Raw genomic sequence first — 22,092 nt, forward strand, 5'->3', positions numbered from 1 at the left:
TTGAGTATTGGTGTTTTAGTGGTTGTTGAGTCTTGCGCTATAAACACAGTGGAGCCCAACAATCCTGAATCGTCGGCTAGCCTACCGACTGTCGAAACGTAGCACATTGATGACCCTTTCAAGCGCTTGAGGTGTGGTTCTGTGAGCTGGTTTATGAAGTAACCGGTACCGCTTGCTTGGCGGGTGCTGGTTCATCGCGCAAGATTTTTAATCCTCAATAAGTTGGAGACCATGTTTTTTGTTAAATCTGTGTTTATTTGCCGTTACCTTTGGCGTTAAAAATGGCATGCTAAAACCGTGATTTCTAAGATAGCTTCACCCTTGAATGTCCAAGCCAAAAGGAGTGGCTTTATGACCGGCGTAAGCTTGCCAATAAGAATTACCCTCGTCATCGTGTTGACATGGTTGTTGAGCGTGACCGCTACTGCCCATGGCGCGAGTCAGACGCTTAGCATTCTGACTTGGGAAGAATATATCTCACCGGAAGTAGTCGCCGACTTTGAAGCGCAGACGGGTATTCAATTGCGGCTGTCTTTTTTTGATTCCGATGAAATGCGAGAGCAAATTTTGTCGTCGCAAGCCGGACAATACTTCGACATCGCATTAATGAACTCGCAGCAATTAAACTTGTATGCTGACCAAGAACGGTTGGCTCAGCTCGATGCGGCTCAGCTACCAAACCTGCAGCATCTCGATCCTCAACTTCATCAGACCTGTGGTGGCCATGATTTGCATGGCGTTGCTTATTCTTGGGGCACCCTTGGTTTGGTTTATCGAGCAGATAAAGTAAAGCCACAGGATATTGCGAGTTGGGCTAAATTTTTAAGTCCTCCGGCCTACCTTCGGGGGCATCTGGGCGGGCATGTCGATCTGTTCGATAGTATTATCCCTGCGTTGATCAGTTTGAATTACCCCATTAGCACGAGCAACCCGCTTCATTTGCGCGAGGCATTTGAGGTGACCAAGCTGTGGTTGCCGAATGTGTTGTCACTGGAATACATCATTACAGCTGCGCAAAGCGATCCCAGCTTCGACGAAATTTATGTCGCGTTGGCGTATTCCGGCGATCAAAAAGTATTGAATGAGCTGACAGGAAATGACCATTGGCAATACCTTTTACCTTCGGAAGGAAGCTTGTTATGGATCGATTGCTTTGCTGTTATGGAAGACTCCTCTAATACTGAACAGGCGATGCGCTTTTTAAATTTTCTGCATTTACCTGAAAATGCCGCAAAAAACGCTGAATATACCTATACGGCAAGTCCGAATTTAGCCGCACTTCCGCTTACGTCGAAAGAATACCGAACTGACCCGTTAGTGTATTTACCCCCACATCAACGAGCTCGCATGCAGCTTTATGCGCCAATGAGCATCAAGGCCATCAATTTACGAAGCCGAATTTTAAGTGCGTTGGAGAAAATCCATGCCTCTCAATAGACGCGCACTGTTCGCCCTAATTCCGCCTCTCGCAGTGGCTTTTATCGGTATTGCGTACTTGTTTTATCAACAGCGAACCGATGCCATTCAAAAGCTCGAGCGAGCGCGAGCTGAATTCGCATTGGCGAATGTTCATGCCAGTATTCAATTGTCGCGCGATCATTTGATGGGGGTGGAGCAAGCGCTATTGCAGTCGCCCGCGTTCGTGTCATTTTTACAGCAAAGCGGCGAAGAGTTGTGGTCCTTGGCGAGCCGCCGCACCAGTGAACAGCTCATTGCAACGTTGGCGAACCAAGCCGATTTGTATTACTCACTGGTGGTGTTAGATCGCTTTCATAATTCGACCGTGATGGTGGAAACCTCGCTCGATCCATTTGCTGATCATTTGACCGAAGAGCGGATGCTGTTTAAACGGTTTGCTGATTCCCAGTTGACCCGAGATGTGTTGATTTACAATACCGGTAATGAATACCGCATGGCCTTGATGACTCGAGTTGAACCGCTGTCGCTTCATCAACCACTGCCGTCGCAACTCGCTGATAGTGTGGTGATTGCACAGGTTCTATCGGGCTTTGCGTTAAATGACAGCATGGCTAAAGTGATGGCGCGCTATGGTAAAGGTGCCATTTCATTCAATCGCTCGCCCAAGCTCGCCAAAGAAGAGCAGGGGATTTTGCTTAGCCAACCAGTATTGGAAGGTCATACAGTTAATTTGTTGCTGCCTTCGTCGCTACTCAACGATGAAACCATGCGTGTGCTCCGACAGGTTTCTATTCTGTTCGCCACGGTGATGTTATTAACCTTATTGCTCATGGCGTTGCTGATCCGATTAACGTTAGTTCGGCCGATTCAAGATTTGGAGTCGGCGATTAAGAGCAACGAGCTTGATGCCATTCGGCCTAATCGTAATTCTGATGTACGCGAGCTCTATTCCCTCAAGCGCGCTTTTTTAAAGCTCTACCGCAAACTTAAAATGGCTCATGAGGAAAGCCACAATCTGGCTCTGACCGATAGCCTTACGGGGCTTCCTAATCGTTTAGCCTTTACCGAACAAGTGAATCAAGGCATTGAGTTTTGCCGAGAACGCGAACAGACGGCCTGCTTACTGTTTATCGATTTGGACAATTTCAAGTTTGTGAATGACAGTTTTGGCCACAAAGTGGGCGATGAGCTGTTAATTCATTTTGCCCACCAGTTATCAAATATCGCGATTCAGTATCGGCAAGACTTGCAACTGCCTAGTACTATTCAGCTGGCTCGGTTGGCGGGTGATGAATTCGCCATTTTGATTTTGGCGAATGATGGTCGTGAGCAAGGCGAACAATTGGCAACTGATATCATCGAATTGTTCAGCAGTGGCTTTGAGTTAGGTCAGTTGTTACTGCCTGTTCGAGCCAGTATTGGTATTGCTCAGTACCCACAAGATGCTGCCCATGCAGGGGCTTTGCTGTCCAATGCTGATGCGGCCATGTATCAGGCAAAGCAACACGGCAAGAATCAATATCGCCTGTTTTCGCAACAAATGGCACAGCGCTTACAACGCCGTAAAGAAATTGAAGAATCGTTGCGAAACGCGAACTTGTCAGAAGAATTAACACTGGCATTTATGCCAGTATTCAGTGGCGTAGATTTAAGTCGGGTGGTGGGTGCCGAAGTGTTACTGCGTTGGAACTCACCAGCATTGGGAGCGGTTGAGCCCTCCGACTTTATTCCAATCGCAGAAGCGTGCGGCGTTTACCGCGCCATCGATCATTGGGTGGTTGAAAAAGCATTAAGTGTGTTGCCGGAGTTGGAAGCTAAATTTGGTGAAAGCTTTAAACTTTGTATCAATGTCTCGGCAGCTGAGCTGAAAGATCATCAGTTTTCTGACTTCTTGCGGCCGTTGCTGAAACAGCACCAACCATACCTGAAAAATATTGAGTTGGAGATCACCGAGACATTCCAGCTGGAATGGACCGAAATATCCAACAAGGTCATGCAGGAATGGGCTGACTTTGGCATTTCGTTGGCGATTGATGATTTTGGTACCGGCTATACCTCTATTAAGCAATTGAGTTCATTCCCGATTAATACTTTGAAGGTTGACCGTAGTTTTACTGATGAAGTTGAAAAGCCAACTGTAAGAATTTTAATGGAAAGTTTGATTCGGGCTGCTGAAGCACTGAACTTGAACGTGACGATTGAAGGCGTTGAGACTGAAACTCAGCTTGAGATCGTGCAGCAATTCGGCCAGCATGCGCTGCAAGGCCACTTGTTCTGTTCGCCCATTTCGCTTGAACAGTTGCTGCTGAGCTACCACAGTTCTACCGTGGTGAATGAAAGGGCGTTTGACAAAATCAATGGTTAGAAGGATGAGAGTTTAGGTGTGAATAACTTGAGTGGCGTTCAGAGTAGTCATCAATTGCTACTGAACCGACTGTCGCAAAGCCGAAGTCGATCATGATGCGATCGCTGAAACTGGCTTGGCTTGCGACTATGTTAGCGCTGACTATTGCGCTGGCATATGTTGTTGCGTTGACGGTTCCGGGGAACCAGTCGCGTGGGGACAAAACCGTGCAACAACTCGACTTAATTAGCGAGTTACTGGCACGTGACATCCAGTTCACACACAACCACCTATCAGGCCAATTCCAACAAGCTGATGATCGCATTAACGCGGCCATGTTAACCGACTTGGCTGGGCGTATTGCGCCATCGTCACCATTGCAATTCCAAGAATTCATATACCGAGTCCGTGGCAAAGCCTGGGTTGCCACCACGCCGTTGGGCGCAGCCGAGCGTCTTCCACGTAAATTAGAGCCGGTGCATTGGTTGTGTCAGCCTTCATGCCAGCTGTTGTTAAAAGCCAGTCGAAACGGCGATGAGTTAGTGGTGGTGGTTGATCTCGACAGTTGGTTGCAATCATACGAGCAAAAGCTTGGTTACCAACTGCAGCTGGCTAATTCAGTCCTAACGTCATTACCAAACTCAGAGACCAGCTCGGTTGAGCAAGATATAGGTGTTTATTTCGCCAGTCAGCACCAGCAGGACTGGTTTAACGCTTCCGATAGGGTGTTGCCGGATTGGCCCATGTTGCTGACGGGGCGGCCATTGCAAGGCACTGAAGTGGCCGCTCATTGGTATGTTTTGCTGGGATTATTGCTACTGGCCTTACTGGGACTGATTTTATTGCCATATTTTCAGTGGCAGCGGCAGTTACGTTGGCAAGGTTTATTTCAGCAACTCGGCCACATCATTTCGGATATCGAAGCGGGCAAATTTAGTCGTTTGCAGAAACAACTGGTTCCCGCCATGCAACAAGCGCCTAAACTTGCCCAGCCATTTGTGCGCAAGTTAGCCATGTATGGTCTGCAAGATGAAGCGACACGGGTGACGTTGGCGCGTATCAGCAACGACAAAGATTGGTTATCGCACCACGATGGCATGACTGGATTAGCGAATCGAGAAAGTTTTTACCAGCTGCTCAAAGAAACGATTCGTGACGCCGACACGTCAGCATTGCTGTTGATCGATATCGACGACTTTAAAGAAATCAACGACGCCAGTGGTCATCAACTAGGCAACGATATGCTGATGAAGCTTGCGTCTATTTTGGCCGAACATGTGCATCTACCATTTCGCGCAGCTCGAATTGCTGGCGATGAATTTGCGGTATGGATGCCAAGTGCAAGTTTGGAGCAAGGCGAACAGATGGCTGGGAAGCTATTGGAGTCGAGTCGCCAAATCATGCTCGCTGGCGATAAAATGCTCCACCGTTTGAGTTTGTCGATTGGCGTGGTGGTTGCGCCAGAGCATGGTGATGAGCCCGATGTGTTGATGACTCGTGCTGATATCGCGCTCAATTACTCCAAATCTCAAGGCAAAGGCCGGTTTGCTTCACTCCGTGACCCGGATCTTGAAGGCTACTTACTCAAACAGCGTTTCATGTACTCGCGGGTTCATTCTGCGATTCGTGATCAACGTTTGGCGCTGGCTTACCAACCCATTGTGCAAGTGTCCGATGGCCAGTTATCGCACTATGAAGTGCTGTTGCGGATCGAAGATGAGATTGGTAATTATGTCTCTGCTTACCCGCTCATTCAGGCTGCTGAGCGCCAGCGTGATGTTGGCGTATTAGACAAATGGGTGTTGAATCAAGTTTTAACGCTGCTGATGCAATTGCGCCGCAATGGTCAAAAACATCGTCTCGCAGTTAACATTTCCGGCATGTCGATGTCGGATGCGCAGCTAACCGAAACGTTACTGCAGCGAATAGAGTTCAGCGGCTGCGGCCCTGATCTGGTGATTGAAATCACCGAAAGTGCGGCATTAGAAAATATCAATTTGACGCAGAAGAATATCGAGCGCTTGCAAGCGCTTGGCTGTCAGGTCGCGCTTGATGACTTTGGTGTGGGCTATTCTTCGGTAAACAATTTGCTCAGTTTGCCGTTTGACTACGTTAAAGTTGACGGCTGCTTCATTCGTAAGCTTAATACTGATGACGCTGTGGTGCCGTTGTTGGAGTTTTTGGTGAACATTTCCAATTTGCGAGGCTTTCAGCTGGTCGCCGAATTTGTAGAAAATGAACAAGTTGCTAAACGGTTAGAGCAAATTGGAGTGCAGTTTGCGCAAGGTTATTTTTACGGTAAACCTGAGTTGGGTCGCTTGTCGATCGACTTAGATGACGGTGGTTCAGCGCACGCGCAACGGCCTCAGGCTTGATCGCCAACTATGATAAATTTGAGGTAACTGCGATCGCAAGCCTTCGAACCCATTGAAAAGGAAGTGTCTATGAGTCTCCCAAAAGCAGATAAATTATTCATGTTCATGACTATTTTTTACCTTATAGGCTGCCAAAGTTCAGTGCCTGAGCAAGCCTTGCCAGCGGGATATGCGGCATGTCCAGAAGTACGGCCAGAAATCTGTACCATGCAATACGAACCAACCGATGGCTTGCTTTCAAATGGCGAGGTGCAATCATTCGGCAATGCTTGTAGTGCATGTAGCAACCCAGATGTAGTGGCAACCAAGCCGGCGAGCGATAAACAATGATGAAGCCCTGGCTACTACTTCCTTTAGTGGCGCCTCTGCTGTTAACAGGCTGTGGTAGCGACCTTTTGGTACTGCAACGGTTACAAGCACTGAAGCCATCAGCAGAACAGCCCGCAAACAACCTTACCGAACTCGATCTTCCGGGCGAATCCGATTGGGTCGCTCAGTTTGATTTCGCAGAGTCGTTGCTCGATAAATCTCAGCCCTTACAAGCGCTAGAGTGGTATTCCAAGTGTGCGAACGGTGGCTACTTACCCTGCGTACGTCAGTTGGGTTATGCCTACTTACAAGGCGGTGCGGCCGGCCATGATCCTTATCTTGGTATTGAATTGTTGACGCAAAGTCTCGACCAAACGGATCCCACCATGCTCAATGACATGGCTTGGTTTTTATCAACGAGCAAATTGCAATCGTTACGCGATCCGCAACAAGCGAAGCAGTACATGGAAAAACGTCAGCAATTAGGTCCGCTGGACGCAATGACGATGGATACACTCGCAGCGGTGACAGCCGCATTAGGCGAATTTGATGGCGCCGCGAAGGTGCAACAAAAAGCAATCACCATGCTGCTCAAAGAGGGTGGCTTAGGTGAAGACGTACTCTCGGATTATCGCAGTAGATTGCAATTGTACCGAAATCAAAAGGCTTACACGGAATGACCATGCCGCAAACCGTTTCTCGTCCGTCGCGATTTAAAACTCTGCTTTGGTGCGCCCTTGTCGTTGCGTTGATTTGGGCTATCGTCGGCGTTAGTTTGCTAACCCAACCATCATTGACGGTTATCGGCCAACGTTGGTTAAACCAAACTGAACAGCTAAATAAGACGCAATCGGTTAACGGTAGTTTCTACATGATGCTGGGATTTGATGCGCCAATTGACGCCTCCAATCAAGCCTATGGTGAACAACGCTGGCGCAGCTCTACCCACGAAGAGAGCGATGAATTAATCATCGCAGAGCCATCTAACTGGCGTTTTGGTCTCCCTTGCTATATCTCCATGGTGGAATGCTGGCCCACGGTTGAACAAAGCATGGAGCGGATTGAAACGATTGTCAGTGAGCAGCAAGCTTGGCTTGTTCGGCTAGAGCAGTTGCTCGCAGCTGAGGCGCCGCTTGGGCCTCTCGACCAACCTCTTGACGATACTCCGTTTCCAAAAGCTCAGTTATCGTCGGCCCTTGAATTGAACTTAGCGGCAGTCATGTTGCGCTTGTCAGAAGGGCAACCGGAGCAAGCTTTTAATCAGCTAAATAGTCACCTAACCGATCTACTGCGTCACATTCGAACCACCAATATTCGTTTGTATCAATCGTTGTTGCAGCGGGCTTTACGCGTGGAATTAGGTTGGCTGGTTGTGCTGTTACAGCAACGACCGGAGCTGGCTGTTGTGGTTGCAGAGCAAATGACGGTGTTCGCTGAACACCCGCAGCTGATGGCGTCACTAACACCAGTGTTAAATCGCGACTTTGCAATTGCTGCCCATGTCTTTGAACAGATAGACACTGACGGTGTTAGCCACTCATTGGATTGGCAAATAGAGCTTTCGCCCTTAACCCAGCAAGTCACTTGGCAACATCAGGACACGGTCAATAAGCTGGCCGAAAGCTATCATCATGCGCTGGCATTAATGGCTGGTGATTATGGCTTAGAGCCGGTGGTGCAAGCGGCAAAGCAATGGCCGAATCAGGCTGACAACTGGCGTGATAGAAATCTTATTGGCTCGGCATTGCTACAAGAAAAATACGAGCAACTGACTGCATTGGTGCGGGCTGCAACAAAAGCCGAAGCGTTTTACAGTTTAGCGGTTCATTGGATCCGAGCGGTTGGCACAGGCCAGCCTGTAGAAGCTCAGGTTAGCGTTATTGGGCAACCTGTAGATGTCGTCAAGCGACCGCTAGAGCAGCGGTTGTGCTTGTCCATGCCCCGATTAGAGTCGCTAGATGACTATTGCTTACGGCTGTATCAGCCGGGCAATATTGCCCCTCAACTTGATCAGCTATCGGTTGATGAACCGGCCATTTGAGTGTCACGCAACAGCCCTTCTTGGGCGGTAGAGGCCACTAGCTGGCCCTGTTGATTGAAAAACTGCCCCTGTACGTAGCCTCGCGCACCTGAAGCGCTGGTGCTATTGACTGCATAGAGCAACCATTGATCGGCGCGAAACGGCCGGTGGAACCACATGGAATGATCGATGGTGGCCATTTTAATGCGACGATCGAATAACGATAACCCATGGGGCTGGCCAGCGGTTGGCAGAAAATTAAAATCCGATGCATAGGCTAGCAGGTAGCGATGCACTCGGGGATCATCGGGCAATTGCCCATTGGCGCGAAACCAAGTTAACCGTTGTGGTTTGGTTGGTTTTGGGGCTAATGGGTTGTACGCCGTCACCGGTCGCATTTCGATAGGTGTTTCACACGTGAATACGTCACGAATGGCTGCAGGAATTTGATCCGCATGGGAGCGAGCAAACTCAAGCTCCGACATCAGCCCGTCTGGGCCGGGAACATCGGGCATTTGTGCTTGATGATCATGACCGGGCTCGGCAATCTGAAATGAACCCGTCAAATAAAATATGACTTCGCCATTTTGCTTTGCACTTACCCGCCGAGTGGAAAAACTGCGACCATCGCGGATCACTTCCACTTCATAAACAATGGGCTTTCGGGCATCGCCCGGTCGCAAAAAATAGCTGTGAAATGAGTGAATCGAGCGATCAACATCAATGGTTTGCTTAGCGGCTGACAGCGCTTGGCCGATCACCTGGCCGCCAAATACTTGTGGAAAACCTAGATCCTGACTTTGGCCACGGTAAATTCCTTGCTCGATGGTCTCAAGGCTTAATAGTGCGAGCAATTCGTTAAGTACGGCGCTCATCCGTTGTTTCCGTTATTGGTAGACGGTAACAGGCCATGAATGGCATCGACTAAGCCGGGGCTGATGCCTAGGTGCTCGGTCAGCTGAATGGTAATTTGAGGATTCAGCCGCTGAGCTTCGGCAACAATGGCCGGCACATCTTCGCGAACATGGCGACCTGCGGCCAGAAAATAGGGCACGACAGTTATCTGGTGACAACCGTCGGCAATCGCTTTGGCGATGCTGTCTTCAATAGAAGGCTCTGCGAGTTCAAGGAAAGCGGCTCGAACCGAATCGAATTGAGCCTCAAACTGGGCAGCTAGTTTAGTGGCGAGCTGGGCCACTTCATCGTTTGAGGATTGCAGGCGGCTACCGTGGGCCGCCAGAATCATTGTCGTTGGGTGTTCGGCTTGTGGAGAATTTGTCATCAATATCAACCGTTAGTCTGTTTGCAGTTCTAATACGGCTTGATCGGGCGAAAGATCATGGCCCTCATCCACCAATTGTTTGGTCACAACACCAGCGGTTGGAGCCACCAATGGAATTGAAATGTCGGCATTTTGTAATTCGGCAATGGCTTGCTCCGGCGCGACTTGTTCACCGGTTTGTACTAACCACTTGTGCAAGGCCAAAGGCTCTTCACTGGTCATGACAGGCGCGCGTACAAGGGTGGTGATGACCTCAGTATTAGCGGCTGTTTGCACCACATTGAGTTGACGGAGGCGTGTCGAATCGATTGGGTCTGCAAAATAGATGTCGGATAAATCAGCTTGCTCACCATGCTGAGGATGTCGTTGTAAATAGTAATTCGGGCACTGCTGCTCTGGCAATTGTTCGGCGAGCGCCGTGGGTAACTGTTGTTGCTCCATGCCGGAAACTCGCTGGTAAGATGGAGCTTTTCCGTTGAACCGCACCGACACAAAGGCACCATCGAGTTGTTTCAGTACGGCTTCACCAAAGGTGTATTGCATTGCAACAAATTGTTGTAACCGCGGCGCGAGCTGCTCGCGCACTTGGCCGGCTTTTGTGAGTAACTGTTGCTGACGCTCGGCGCGTTTGTCGCGGCGAATAATGAGGCGATCAAACCAGCCTTCCATTGCACGAGGTTCAGGTAGTTCGTCATCATCGAGAGCATAAAAGCTATCCAGCTCCCGGCAGCGCTGTTGGATATGGCCAACCATAGTATTTTGGCGGCTTAGCAGTACCAATAGCAGGACAAGCGCAGCACCAGCGCCTGCGAGTAAAATAGAAATGACCAAAGGCGTTAACGGCAACCACCAGAAACCACTAATGAGCAGGGCTGACAGTGCACCTGCAACCACGCTGCCGATGAGGCTTAATTTTTTGGCGCTGCAAATATCCTGATATTTATGTTGTTGCTTGGCCAAATCTTGAGTCAAACGTTGTTGTTGCTGTGCTTGCTCTTCAGCGTCAGCTTCAAGCGCCTCGGCTTTAGCTTGATCGTCATTGAGTTGTTTCGCCAACAGCTGCAATAAGGTGACTTGTTGGATGACGCTATCATGGCCAATGGCGAGCAGGTTCCAGATGGATTTGCCCATAGCGTCATTGACTTGTTCTTGGTCTAGCTGAGTTGGTACTAACAAATCGCAATCAGCGCAATGATCGATCAGCGCTTGTTCATGTTGCTTAATTTGCTTAAGCGAGCCTATGACTACCTGTTTGACACCAAGAACCACAACTTCCAATTTTTCTTTTGGAGTTTTCAGCAACAACTGCCGAAAGGCGAGCTGAAAGCCTTCGAGGCTGTCGCTAAGCATGGTAAGAAAACACGTTTTGGCTGCTAACAACGCAGGGTCTAAGCGCTCAGGTAAGGCATCTTGTTGCGACAGCAGCTGCAACGCCCGTAAGGCGGTTTGGTGTTGCCAAGCTGTGCTGTGCTGGAACGGGAGGCTTTCAGTAATTGCACTCAGGGATTCGTCGTAACGCTTCAAACCGGCGTAACCAAGCGACTGAAAGTAATAGCACTGTGCAGTTAGCTCTGGCTGAGTTTCTTGTTGGTGTTGCAAATGTTTAAGAATGAGTTGTGCACGGCGGATCAGCTCATGACAATCGGATTCTTTTTCTGCGTCCTGCGCGAGTAAACGGCAACGCCAATAGTTGGCCATCAAGTCACTATCATTGAGCGCCAAACATTGCTCAATGTTGGCCATTGCACCTTTTGGATTGTCGAGCTGCAGGTTGGCCATGCCCCAGTGGCGATGTTGTTGTAGATCGGCCAAAGCAGGGCTGCCATTGGCGGGCTCGGGGGCTTGTCCGTACAGTTGCGCCAATAAGTTACCATCTCGGCGTTGTTGAAGCGCTTGCTCGTTGATGTCCAATGTAGCGCCATCAATACTGTAATCGCTCGTTAGAATCGTGAGTTGTTGTGGCGATTGTTCTCCCAGCAGATGTTGCTCTAAATGACGGAAAACTCGCTGTGGCAAGTCGTCGCTGGCGAGAGGGCTAATGGCAATCGACTGTTGCTCCAGTTGACGAGCCAACTGAGCGGGCAAGTCGGGTTGCTCAGCTTCGCTAATCAATACCACTTGGGTACCCACTTCTGGCAAGGCATAACTCAGTTCAGTGTTGAGCATGTTTTGACGCGAGCCGTGGCCCGGCTGCGCTTCCAACAGCGCCACAAACACGCTTGCTTGCTGACATTGTTGTGTCACGGTTAGGCCATCTGGAACACCGAAGTCGACAACTGTTCGGGGTGAAAATTGAACTTTAAAGCCCAAATCACTCAAGCGAGATTGATTAAAAGCGCGCAGCAAATCTTGCTTCAGCTGGCGACGCTGAAAACCGTCGAAAGAAAAATAGAGAGTAGGGAACAGTTGACCCATGTTATCGCTTGCATCCAATGCACAAAAACATGGCTGTAAATGTAACGAGAAAGTAGCTAGCCGAGCAATAGTCTTGGTACATAAATGGCAATCTTTCGGCCAATTGAGAGGCATGTTTATGCTTATCGTTGGGCTAAATGGTAAAGGGGTGCGAAAAGTCGTTCTGCTCAACTTAGACGGATGTGTTCAGAGATTTACTTAGCGTGGCTGATGAAGGTAAGACCAAGGAGCCAAGTGAAGCTTGAGGATTGGCCAGAACTTGCATCAGGTCAATTTGTCAATAGATGATGATTAAATACCTCGATTCTCGGTGTAAAAATCAGTTGACTTTTGCCCTGCTAAACCTCGAAGATAGGCACCTCATTTTTACTAAACGAAGAAGAGTAATTGACGATGAATCATTTCAACCGCTCCGCGTTTGAAATTACCATGACCATTATTACCCGCACCGAGAGGTTGCTGGGCTGAGGTCGTACGTCTTTTCGTTAGTAACTTAGCCCGGAACCAAAAAGGTCCGGGTTTTTTCGTATTTAGGGCACACATTTCGAGCAAAAGAGAACGAGGTCAAAGGATGCGAGTACTGAAGTTTGGAGGCTCATCACTGGCCGATGCAGCACGCTTTAACAGAGCCGCCAGCATCATCATTAACAAAGCGTCCGCTGGACGTATTGCGGTTGTTTTATCGGCGCCAGGTGGCGTCACCAACAGCCTAGTTAGTGCCATTGAAAAAACAGTTAACGGTGTAGATGCCATTCCGGCGGTATCTAACATTGAGAACACTTTCCGCAATATGATAGCGAGCCTTAAAGGTGACTATCCGAGCCTCGACGATGTCCGTTTAAGCGAACTGCTCGATGTCGAGATGGCCGACTTGCGTCAGTTGTTGCACGGCGTCACTTTGCTGCGCCAATGCCCAGCTGATATTCAAGCGCGTTTGTTGGTCAAAGGTGAGCGAATTAATATCGCCCTGATGTCTGCGTTGTTGGATGCCCGAGGCCACCACACCAATGTGCTTGATCCTGTCGCGTTATTTGCGGGCTACGGTGATTACCTAGAATCGCTGGTGGACATTTCCGCCAGTAAACCACGTTTTGCCGCGTTGCAGCTAAGTGCCGATCACATTCAGCTTATGCCTGGCTTTACCGCAGGCAACGAGCAAGGCGAAATTGTCACCTTAGGCCGCAATGGCTCAGACTACTCAGCAGCCGTTTTAGCCGCTTGCTTAGATGCGGAATGTTGTGAGATCTGGACGGATGTTGATGGTGTTTACAATTGCGATCCGCGATTGGTTGAAGACGCCCATTTAGTGGATGAGCTGAGTTACAAAGAAGCCATGGAGCTGTCTTACTTTGGCGCTAAGGTCTTGCACCCCAAAACGGTATCGCCAATTGCTCAATTCCATATTCCTTGTTTAATCAAAAACAGTTTCAACCCTGATGGCGCTGGCACCTTAGTGTCGGGTAACACCAATACCAAAGATGCAGTGAAAGGCATTAGCTCGCTCGAAGGCATGAGTATGATGAGCGTGTCGGGCCCTGGTATGAAAGGCATGGTGGGGATGGCATCGCGGATCTTCGAATGTATTTCGCGGGCTGGCATTTCTGTTGCGTTGATTACTCAATCGAGCAGTGAATATTCCATCAGCTTCTGTTTAAGCAGCAAAGACGCTAACGCCGCTCGCCTCGCGTTGACCGAAGAGTTTGAGCTCGAGCTAGCCAACCAACTGCTTGATCCAATCGAAGTCTTGAGCCAATTGTCGATTGTCACCTTAGTAGGTGACGGCATGCGCGAAAATCAGGGCGTGTCAGCACGCTTCTTCCAAGCATTGGCACAGGCTGATGTGAATGTGGTGGCTATTGCGCAAGGTTCGTCAGAGCGCTCGGTCTCGGCTGTTGTGCCAGAACATCGAGTGCGCTACGCCATTGGAGCCTGTCACGCCGCTTTCTTCAGTCACATGCAACGTATTGATGCGTTTATCGTCGGCGTTGGTGTGGTTGGTGGTGAATTGCTGGACCAAATCAAGCGTCAGCAGCAAGCACTAAAACAACAACATATTGATTTGCGGGTATGTGGCATTGCCAACTCCAAAGGTATGGAGCTTGCGGCTAACGGCATCGACCTCGCACAATTTAAGGAAGCTGAGCTAGCCCAGTGCAAACAGCAATTCTCTCTAGAAGTCGTGAGTGATTTTGCGCGCTTGCATTCTCATATCAATCCAGTGCTGGTGGACAATACGTCGTCAGATTGGATGGCAAAACAATACTTAGATTTCCTCAGCGCGGGCTTCCACATTGTTACGCCGAACAAAAAAGCCAATACCGAGTCGTACGAATACTACAAAGCGTTGCGTGAAACTGCGCTGCGCAAGCGCCGCCAGTTCCTATATGACACCAACGTTGGTGCTGGCTTACCGGTCATCGATAACTTGCAGTCACTGCTTAATGCGGGTGATGAGCTGAAAAGCTTCTCAGGTATATTGTCGGGTTCTTTGTCGTACATCTTCGGCAAACTTGATGATGGCATGGCGTTCTCTGAAGTAACCGCGCAAGCGCGCGGTAATGGCTTCACTGAGCCTGATCCTCGTGATGATTTATCCGGTATGGACGTTGCGCGTAAGCTGTTAATTTTGGCGCGTGAAGCGGGCATGACATTAGAATTGGATGATGTTGAGGTTGAGCCTGCTATGCCGCCAGGGTTTGATGATTCTGGCTCGGTTGACGAGTTTATGGCTCGATTACCAGAAGCAGATGCCTATTTTGCTGACTGGTTAGCCAAACTAAAAGACGAAGGCAAAGTACTGCGTTACGCCGGTAGCATTGAAGATGGCAAGTGTAAGGTTTCGATTCAAGCCGTTGGCTCAGAGCACCCATTGTTTGCCGTCAAAGATGGTGAGAACGCCTTGGCATTCCACTCTCGCTACTATGACCCAATTCCATATGTACTTCGTGGCTATGGTGCCGGCGCAGCAGTAACGGCTGCCGGTGTGTTTGCAGACTTATTGCGCACACTTCCGTGGAAACAGGAGGTCTAAGATGACTGTTGCGGTATACGCGCCCGCCTCGATCGGAAACCTTGGGGTTGGATTTGATGTGTTGGGTGCTGCGCTAAAACCGATTGACGGCACTTTACTCGGCGATGTGGTGGAAGTAGACGACAGTGCCAGCGGTGAGTTTGAGCTGACGGCATCAGGCCGGTACGCTCACAAATTACCCGACGATCCGAAGCAAAACATCTTGTTTGACTGTTACCTTGGCGTGCAACAGCACTTAGCGGAGCAGGGCATTCAAGTTGCGCCAGTGCGCATGCACTTGCACAAAAATTTGCCGATTGGTTCTGGCTTAGGCTCTAGTGCTTCAAGCATTGTTGCTGCTGTGGCCGCGCTGAATCAGTTTTTTGGTTCACCATTGAATGAAGATCAACAATTGCGATTGATGGGCAAGCTGGAAGGTCAGATCTCTGGCTCCATTCACTATGACAACGTTGCGCCTTGTTTTGTTGGCGGTATTCAATTGATGACCGAGCAAGAGGATTCGCTGTGTGCAACGCTTCCTGCGCCTCAAAGCTGGTATTGGTGCTCTGCTTATCCGGGCATTACCGTTTCTACGGCACAAGCGCGGGCGATCTTGCCGGATCATTACAGCAAGTCAGACATCATTGCGCATGGTCGCTTGTTGGCTAATTTCGTTCATGCATTACATGCTGGCAACGATACCTTGGCCGCTAATGTGATGGTGGACGTCATTGCCGAACCGTACCGTAAAGTGCTGTTGCCAGGCTTTGAAGCGGCACGAGAAGCATTGTTGAAGCTTGGAGCCTATGCTGTTGGCATTAGTGGCTCTGGACCGACCTTATTCGCAGTGTGTGATGATTTGAATGTGGCGAAGCAATGCGATGCATACTTGGCCAAACACTATTTACAAAATGATGATGGTTTCAGCCATGTCTGCCGCATTGACGAAGTCGGCGTAGACAATGTTGCTGTGACTGAATTGACCTGAGTGGAGACGACTCAACCATGAAGTTGTACAACATTAAAGAACCTGAACAACAGGTTAACTTTGAAGAGGCCGTTCGTACCGGCTTGGGGCGTAATCAGGGGCTATTTTTCCCACAAGATTTGCCGCGCTTTGACGACATTGACGCACTGCTGGATATGGACTTAGCTAGCCGCTCCACAGAAATCCTATCGGCGCTTATTGGCGATGAAATTGCTAAGCCTCGGTTGGCGGAAATGGTTGCGTCTGCGTTTAACTTCGCTGCACCCGTGGTACCGGTCAATGACAATGTCTCGGCGTTAGAGTTATTCCACGGGCCGACGTTGGCCTTTAAAGACTTCGGCGGTCGTTTCATGGCGCAATGCCTGAAAGAGCTGTCCGACGGTGAAAAGATCACTATTCTGACGGCTACTTCAGGTGACACCGGTGCGGCCGTGGCTCACGCCTTTGCTGATATCGATAATATCAACGTACTGGTGATGTACCCGAAAGGTAAAATCAGTCACCTGCAAGAGCAGTTGTTCTGCACCTTAGGCGGCAACATTCATACGCTTGCCGTTGAAGGTACATTTGATGATTGTCAGACGATGGTGAAGCAAGCCTTCGATCAACCAGAGCTACGTAAAACGGTTGGTTTGAATTCTGCCAACTCAATTAATATCAGCCGCCTGATGGCTCAGATCTGTTATTACTTTGAAGCGGTTGCGCAACTGCCAAAAGAAAAGCGCGATCAGCTGGTTGTTAGTGTTCCTAGTGGTAACTTCGGTAACCTGACGGCAGGCTTATTAGCTCGCAGCATGGGCTTGCCTATCAAACGTTTCGTTGCCGCTACTAACGTGAATGATACTGTGCCGCGATATTTAGAAGGCGGCGAGTGGTCACCAAACCCAACGATCCCAACCATTTCTAATGCAATGGATGTGAGTGCGCCAAACAACTGGCCGCGGGTTGAAGAGTTGGTTCGCCGCGAGGAATTTAGCTGGGATCTGTTAAGCTCCGATCGGGTGACCGATGAGCAAACGGCTGAAACGCTAAAAGCGATGCACGAACAAGGCTATGTTTGTGAACCGCATGGAGCGATTGCCTACCGCGTATTAGAGCAACAATTACAGCCTGGTGAACATGGCTTGTTCTTATGTACGGCGCACCCAGCAAAGTTCATTGAGAGCGTTGAAGAGATTTTGTCGATACAACTCGATTTGCCAAAAGCATTGGCGGATGTGGCAGATAAAGAGAATTTATCAGAAGAGATTGCCGCAGACTTCGCGCTGGTAGAAGCCAAGCTTCGCAGTTTGTGAGCATCCATTAGTTTGTAATTTTGTTACAAACAAGCCTAGCGGCTGTAAAAACAAAAAAAGGCTGCAATTTGCAGCCTTTTTTATTACTTCAAGAGCGACCGAATTACAGGCTCTGAGTAAAAGTACGCGCAATAACGTCGCGTTGTTGTTCTGTAGTCAGTGAATTAAAACGCACTGCATAACCAGAAACACGAATCGTCAATTGTGGGTATTTGTCTGGGTTTTCTACGGCGTCTTCCAGTGTTTCACGAGTCAGCACGTTCACGTTCAAGTGTTGGCCACCTTCACGAATAGCAGGCGCTTCGACAGGAACTTCGCGATATTCGAATTCACCTAACTTGGCAACATCGACGACTTCGTCTTCAGAATAATCAGCTTTAGTACAAACACAACGAGCTTGTTTATTTGCTTCGTCGAGCAGCCAGAATGAGTTGACCAGGTTTGCTTGGGCGGCTTCTGTGATTTGGATACCAATCATGAGCTATCTCCGGTTGTTGTAATTGAAATGCAGTTTCAGTATGTGGTCATTTTTACAGAGAGAATTGATTTAAGTCAATACTTTTTATGGGGTTAAATGGGGTTGTAGCTCATTTAATGTAATTAAATTACAAAAAGTGCTTATCTGTTAACCGTTTGCAGGTGCCAGACAAAGGTAAAAATTGTCGTTTTTTTCACTTCAACAAGCCGTTAGAGGTGATGATATTGGGCGCGTTAATCGCGGCTGTTTTCCAATAGCCATTCTAAGGTCACGCGGCGATTGACTGGCCGCTGAATATGAAATCCTTGCAGGTAGTCGCATCCCATTTCAATCAGAAGATCTTGGGTTTCTTGATCTTCAATACCTTCGGCCACCAATTTGAGTTTGAGATTATCAGCTAGCGCCTTGACGGTTTTGACAATCGCCATGTGCTCTTCTTGGCCACGCATGTTGGTAATAAAGCTTCGATCAATCTTCACCCCGTTAATGGGGAAGCGGTGCAGGTATGACAGCGATGAGTAGCCGGTACCAAAGTCATCCATCAACAACTGAACGCCAAGTTCGCTGAGCTGACTGAGCACGGTTTGCACCATTTCCTGATCATCTAGCAGCGCGTGCTCGGTAATTTCTACCCGCAAGGCGTTGGCTGGCAACCCCGTCACTTCTAATACATTGGCGATTTGTTCAGGCAAATTGGATTGTGAAAAGTGCTGACTGGCTAAGTTTACCGTAACGGATAAGTCTGCAAGTTCGGGGTGATTCTGACGCCACTCTGCAAGCTGGTAGCACGCACGGTTAAGCACGTACCAATCAATCTCTTTAATAAAGCCAATTTCGGTGGCTAATTCAATAAACCGACCCGGCATGACTAAGCCGTCAGTCGGGTGACGCCAGCGTACCAAGGCTTCAATAGCCGCCGGCTTGCCCTCTTTACTGCACAAAATGGGCTGGTAATAAACTTCAAACTGATTGCGGTCAATGGCGATGCGAAGCTCATTCTCAAGTTTAAGAGCATGAGTGGCTTCCTCATGCATGCTGGCATCGAACAACACGTAGCGGCGGCGCCCTTGGGCTTTAGCGCGATACATGGCGGCATCGGCGTCTCGTAGCAGTTCTTCTGGCTCATCGTAGCGATCATTGCCCAAGGCAATACCAATACTAGAGCCGGTAAAGATACGTTCGCCATTGACAAAAAACGGCTGATCAAACGATGTGCTAATGCGTTGCGCTAAACCAATGGCATCTTCTTCTGATTTCATTGGTTCGAGCAAAATAGCAAATTCATCACCACCGAGGCGGGCGATGAGATCGCGGCCACGTAAGCAGCGACGAATGCGCGATGAGGCTTTTTTCAGTAATTCATCACCCGACATGTGGCCGAGACTATCGTTAACCAGTTTGAACCGGTCTAAGTCAAGAAACAGGACGGCAAAGTCATAATGACGATAGTTGTCGGCACGATTAAAAGCGTCACGCAAGCGTTGTAAAAAGACGATGCGGTTGGGCAAACCCGTTAGGCTATCATGGCTGGCGTCATGTTTGAGTTGTCGCTCAATCCGGCGCCGTTCGGTAATTTCAGATTCTAACTCTCGAGTACGCAGGCGTACTTGGTTTTCGAGCTTTTCATGGGCTTGCTTGCGGATCAGGGCGCTAGACACATGGCGCGATACGAAGGTAATAAGCTCCAGATCTGACTGGCTATATTGATGATTACTATCGTAGCTTTGCAGTACGATAACGCCAATCACATTGTTACCGTCTTTCAGTGGCACCCCTAGCCATGAATGAGCCGGAGTTCCTGATTTATCAATTGCCTTGGCTTGTTCTAGAGCTTGGATGTCCGACTGTTTGAGTAACAGGCCGTGCGCTCTGGCCATCAAATATTCAGTCATTCCTCGGCCAAGTGTTCTTGGTTTTGGCGTTGGATCGAACTGATCGGCTCGATACGGAAATAGCAGCGTTTCGCCGTCGCTATCGAGAATGGCAACGTAAAAGTTTTCGCAGATAATCAGCTTGGCAATCACTTGATGCAGTGCGGCATAAAAGTCGTCCATATTGACGGCTTCGTGTGCCATTTCGCTGATATCGAATAATGTTCGTTGCAACTGCTCGGAGCGGAGTCGCTCCTGCACTTCTTTTTGCAACTCGCTATTGGCTCGTGTTAATTCGCCTGTACGCTGAGATACGCGCTTTTCTAAGCTATCGCGATAGTGAGCGCGTTCAATACTTTGTGCTAGATGGTGGGCAACAAATTCAAGCACCTGCATGTCTTGGGTGTCATACCCTTTGCCATCGTCGTAACTTTGCACAACAACAACACCCATGCAGTTGTCGTTTGACATCATGGGGACGCCGAGAATATATGACGGCGAGGAGCCGAGCTGCATCAACTCGCCTTGCTCAATGAGTTCTTGGTATTGATCGCGGGAGGCAAGCACTGGCTCTTGGCGTCGCATCAGGTAGCCGGTCATGCCCATTTCAAGCTGTTGGTGGCTGACGGCAAGGTGTTTTCCCTCGTCGTAGCGATCAGCTAAATAAGCGATGCGCAGCTCACCTTTGTCATTTTTCAGACCAATATAAAAATTTTCGGCGTAAAGCAGGTTGGCAATAATATGGTGCAGGCCGCGATAAAATTCTGTGAGTTCTAAATTGCGGCCGGATAATTCGGCAATGGTAAACAGGGCTTCTTGGAGGCGGTTTAGGTTTTGATACTTGTCCGAAAGCAACTCGACTTCGGGGACCAGAGAACGAAGCGTGTTGAGCTCTTCTAAAATGGTATCTGAAGTAACCAGTTGGTCATCGGCATTCAAAGCCTGTTCATCGAGGTTATTGTACATAATGTCTACTAAACAACTCGGGCCATTACGCCACATTGGTCAGCGAGTAAAACGCTCGCCTGGTTGCGCCTGTTGCAACCAGTGCCGATAGCTCGATGCGTCAGGATCTTGCTCGCTCGGCGCCCACAAAGCGAACACCTTATCACGAGCTGCGCAATATGGGCCGCGTTTCACTTCAAAAAATAAACTATTTATTTTCGTTGCAATAACACTGTGCCATTGACCCGGTTCAAGATGCAAACCAAAGCACGACTCGCCAGCGCTTAACTCTATTCGTTGTTGAATAACGCCTTGATCATTAAAAATGAAAAAGCTAAATGTGCCCTTAATTGCGGTGAAAAGCTCCCATTTGTCAGGTTCTGAGTGGTAATGAGGGCGAACGTAACTCGCCGGTTGCATGGCGATTAGGAAGCGCTGAATCGGATCATGATAGGAATCATGCAGGTTTAAATGGGCACGTTGACGCGTTGCAGCTCGCGATTGTGCCAATAAAGGTTCGGTAATCGTTTGATCGAGCCGTTGTATCCCCTTCATTCGGCATGCCGCTCATTGCTGCCAACGGAAAGGGCAATAATCTGACTGAGTTGGGTTAGCGGCAGTGACACTTGTTGCTGCCAAGTATTAAACGCTTGCTGGACTTGCTTTAAAGCGGTTTTGGACGTTGCTGGCTTGTCGATCACTCCCTGATTAATAAGATGTGCGGTGACATCTCGGCTTAATACAAAGGTGTCTTTACCGAGTCGCCGCAACACAAAGGAAGCGCTATTGCCGCCCAATCGAGCGCCATGCTTTTTCAAATACAACCAAAGGCCGGTGATATCCTGTTCTGGCCACTCGGCTAAGAATTGGCCGAAGGAGCCATGTTGCTGACGTATATCGAGCATGAGCTGAGCATTGATCGGAACAGTTTTAATTTTTTGGCCATTGCGCACGATGTCGGTGTTTTGCATCAGCCGTTCGATGTGGCTGTCGTCAAGCAATACCAGTTTGTTTGGATCAAACTGCCAAAAAGCCTTTTCGAAACCTGCCCATTTGTGTTCGATCACTCGCCAAGCAAAACCGGATTGAAAGACGACTTTAGTGATCTGCGCTAAGCAATCGGCATCGGTGAGCGCTTGCAACTGATGCGATTGTACGGGCGAGGTTAGCAAACTAAACAGTTGCTGCTCTCCGCCTTTTCGTTCAATCGCTCGGGCTAGCGTATGGGAAAAGTGTTCCATGAATTGGCTATCAGGTTATCGTATTTGTGGCCTAAGTATGCGAAAGCGCTTCTGGCTTGTCTATAAGCTTGACCGTTACCGGATTGACCCGCTAGGCTTG

16 protein-coding genes are annotated in these 22,092 nt (G+C 49.0%); 9 read left to right on the forward strand and 7 right to left on the reverse strand.

What is annotated here, in order from left to right:
• Positions 1-351: 351 nt before the first annotated feature.
• From K0504_RS13645 to K0504_RS13670, 6 genes are all read left to right on the forward strand, one after another.
• Complete coding sequence (locus K0504_RS13645) at positions 352-1,437, forward strand: polyamine ABC transporter substrate-binding protein (RefSeq protein ID WP_220104714.1); 1,086 nt, start codon at positions 352-354, stop codon at positions 1,435-1,437.
• The gene (locus K0504_RS13650) at positions 1,424-3,784 is read left to right on the forward strand and encodes a putative bifunctional diguanylate cyclase/phosphodiesterase (protein ID WP_220104715.1); all 2,361 of its coding nucleotides are present in this window, start codon (positions 1,424-1,426) and stop codon (positions 3,782-3,784) included. The genes K0504_RS13645 and K0504_RS13650 overlap by 14 nt, the downstream gene beginning before the upstream one ends.
• A 92-nt stretch (positions 3,785-3,876) precedes the next feature.
• The gene (locus K0504_RS13655; RefSeq protein ID WP_220104716.1) at positions 3,877-6,138 is read left to right on the forward strand and encodes a putative bifunctional diguanylate cyclase/phosphodiesterase; all 2,262 of its coding nucleotides are present in this window, start codon (positions 3,877-3,879) and stop codon (positions 6,136-6,138) included.
• Between the two features lie 69 nt (positions 6,139-6,207).
• A complete protein-coding gene (locus K0504_RS13660) occupies positions 6,208-6,468 on the forward strand; it encodes a hypothetical protein (RefSeq protein ID WP_220104717.1) in 261 nt (86 codons plus the stop codon).
• A complete protein-coding gene (locus tag K0504_RS13665) occupies positions 6,465-7,127 on the forward strand; it encodes an SEL1-like repeat protein (RefSeq protein ID WP_220104718.1) in 663 nt (220 codons plus the stop codon). Before K0504_RS13660 ends, K0504_RS13665 begins: the two co-directional genes overlap by 4 nt.
• 2 nt (positions 7,128-7,129) lie before the next feature.
• Positions 7,130-8,488 carry a hypothetical protein gene (locus tag K0504_RS13670; RefSeq protein WP_220104719.1) on the forward strand — a complete coding sequence of 453 codons (1,359 nt, stop codon included), beginning with the start codon at positions 7,130-7,132 and terminating at the stop codon, positions 8,486-8,488.
• Here the strand turns inward: K0504_RS13670 and tesB are convergent.
• From tesB to K0504_RS13685, 3 genes are read right to left on the reverse strand one after another with little or no spacing between them, the layout of a single operon-like run.
• Positions 8,458-9,342, reverse strand: coding sequence for an acyl-CoA thioesterase II (gene tesB, locus K0504_RS13675; protein ID WP_220104720.1), 885 nt, complete (start codon positions 9,340-9,342; stop codon positions 8,458-8,460). The genes K0504_RS13670 and tesB overlap by 31 nt on opposite strands.
• The gene (locus tag K0504_RS13680; RefSeq protein WP_220104721.1) at positions 9,339-9,749 is read right to left on the reverse strand and encodes a sirohydrochlorin chelatase; all 411 of its coding nucleotides are present in this window, start codon (positions 9,747-9,749) and stop codon (positions 9,339-9,341) included. Before K0504_RS13680 ends, tesB begins: the two co-directional genes overlap by 4 nt.
• Before the next feature lie 12 nt (positions 9,750-9,761).
• Positions 9,762-12,164, reverse strand: a complete 2,403-nt coding sequence (locus K0504_RS13685) for a lipoyl domain-containing protein (RefSeq protein WP_220104722.1) — start codon at positions 12,162-12,164, stop codon at positions 9,762-9,764.
• Positions 12,165-12,735: 571 nt separating this feature from the next.
• On the opposite strand from K0504_RS13685, the gene thrA reads away from it, so the two are divergent.
• The 3 genes from thrA to thrC are packed head-to-tail and all read left to right on the forward strand — an operon-like array spanning position 12,736 to position 17,457.
• Entirely contained in the window at positions 12,736-15,195 is a 2,460-nt protein-coding gene (thrA, locus tag K0504_RS13690; RefSeq protein WP_220104723.1) for a bifunctional aspartate kinase/homoserine dehydrogenase I, read from the forward strand.
• Between the two features lies 1 nt (position 15,196).
• Entirely contained in the window at positions 15,197-16,162 is a 966-nt protein-coding gene (gene thrB / locus K0504_RS13695; RefSeq protein ID WP_220104724.1) for a homoserine kinase, read from the forward strand.
• Positions 16,163-16,179: 17 nt separating this feature from the next.
• Complete coding sequence (gene thrC / locus K0504_RS13700; RefSeq protein WP_220104725.1) at positions 16,180-17,457, forward strand: threonine synthase; 1,278 nt, start codon at positions 16,180-16,182, stop codon at positions 17,455-17,457.
• Positions 17,458-17,560: 103 nt separating this feature from the next.
• On the opposite strand, the gene grcA is transcribed toward thrC, so the two are convergent.
• From grcA to K0504_RS13720, 4 genes are all read right to left on the reverse strand, one after another.
• Positions 17,561-17,935: an autonomous glycyl radical cofactor GrcA gene (gene grcA, locus K0504_RS13705; protein WP_220104726.1), complete on the reverse strand. Its 375-nt coding sequence runs from the start codon at positions 17,933-17,935 to the stop codon at positions 17,561-17,563.
• 233 nt (positions 17,936-18,168) lie between these two features.
• A complete protein-coding gene (locus K0504_RS13710) occupies positions 18,169-20,772 on the reverse strand; it encodes an EAL domain-containing protein (RefSeq protein WP_220104727.1) in 2,604 nt (867 codons plus the stop codon).
• Between the two features lie 39 nt (positions 20,773-20,811).
• Positions 20,812-21,306, reverse strand: coding sequence for a WbuC family cupin fold metalloprotein (locus tag K0504_RS13715; protein ID WP_220104728.1), 495 nt, complete (start codon positions 21,304-21,306; stop codon positions 20,812-20,814).
• On the reverse strand, positions 21,303-21,992 hold the full coding sequence (locus tag K0504_RS13720) for a DNA-3-methyladenine glycosylase I (RefSeq protein ID WP_220104729.1): 690 nt from the start codon (positions 21,990-21,992) through the stop codon (positions 21,303-21,305). Before K0504_RS13720 ends, K0504_RS13715 begins: the two co-directional genes overlap by 4 nt.
• Positions 21,993-22,092: the final 100 nt, after the last annotated feature.

The sequence above is a fragment of the Neiella holothuriorum genome (assembly GCF_019457915.1).
Lineage (GTDB): Bacteria > Pseudomonadota > Gammaproteobacteria > Enterobacterales > Neiellaceae > Neiella > Neiella holothuriorum.

Bases quoted from the DNA above. Each gene is read 5' to 3' on its own strand.
- K0504_RS13665 (WP_220104718.1), top strand. From the start codon at position 6,465: ATGATGAAGCCCTGGCTACTACTTCCTTTAGTGGCGCCTCTGCTGTTA.
- grcA (WP_220104726.1), bottom strand. From the start codon at position 17,935: ATGATTGGTATCCAAATCACAGAAGCCGCCCAAGCAAACCTGGTCAAC.
- K0504_RS13655 (WP_220104716.1), top strand. From the start codon at position 3,877: ATGATGCGATCGCTGAAACTGGCTTGGCTTGCGACTATGTTAGCGCTG.
- K0504_RS13715 (WP_220104728.1), bottom strand. From the start codon at position 21,306: ATGAAGGGGATACAACGGCTCGATCAAACGATTACCGAACCTTTATTG.
- K0504_RS13680 (WP_220104721.1), bottom strand. From the start codon at position 9,749: ATGACAAATTCTCCACAAGCCGAACACCCAACGACAATGATTCTGGCG.
- K0504_RS13710 (WP_220104727.1), bottom strand. From the start codon at position 20,772: ATGTACAATAACCTCGATGAACAGGCTTTGAATGCCGATGACCAACTG.
- K0504_RS13720 (WP_220104729.1), bottom strand. From the start codon at position 21,992: ATGGAACACTTTTCCCATACGCTAGCCCGAGCGATTGAACGAAAAGGC.
- tesB (WP_220104720.1), bottom strand. From the start codon at position 9,342: ATGAGCGCCGTACTTAACGAATTGCTCGCACTATTAAGCCTTGAGACC.
- K0504_RS13650 (WP_220104715.1), top strand. From the start codon at position 1,424: ATGCCTCTCAATAGACGCGCACTGTTCGCCCTAATTCCGCCTCTCGCA.
- K0504_RS13645 (WP_220104714.1), top strand. From the start codon at position 352: ATGACCGGCGTAAGCTTGCCAATAAGAATTACCCTCGTCATCGTGTTG.
- thrC (WP_220104725.1), top strand. From the start codon at position 16,180: ATGAAGTTGTACAACATTAAAGAACCTGAACAACAGGTTAACTTTGAA.
- thrA (WP_220104723.1), top strand. From the start codon at position 12,736: ATGCGAGTACTGAAGTTTGGAGGCTCATCACTGGCCGATGCAGCACGC.
- K0504_RS13670 (WP_220104719.1), top strand. From the start codon at position 7,130: ATGCCGCAAACCGTTTCTCGTCCGTCGCGATTTAAAACTCTGCTTTGG.
- K0504_RS13685 (WP_220104722.1), bottom strand. From the start codon at position 12,164: ATGGGTCAACTGTTCCCTACTCTCTATTTTTCTTTCGACGGTTTTCAG.
- K0504_RS13660 (WP_220104717.1), top strand. From the start codon at position 6,208: ATGAGTCTCCCAAAAGCAGATAAATTATTCATGTTCATGACTATTTTT.
- thrB (WP_220104724.1), top strand. From the start codon at position 15,197: ATGACTGTTGCGGTATACGCGCCCGCCTCGATCGGAAACCTTGGGGTT.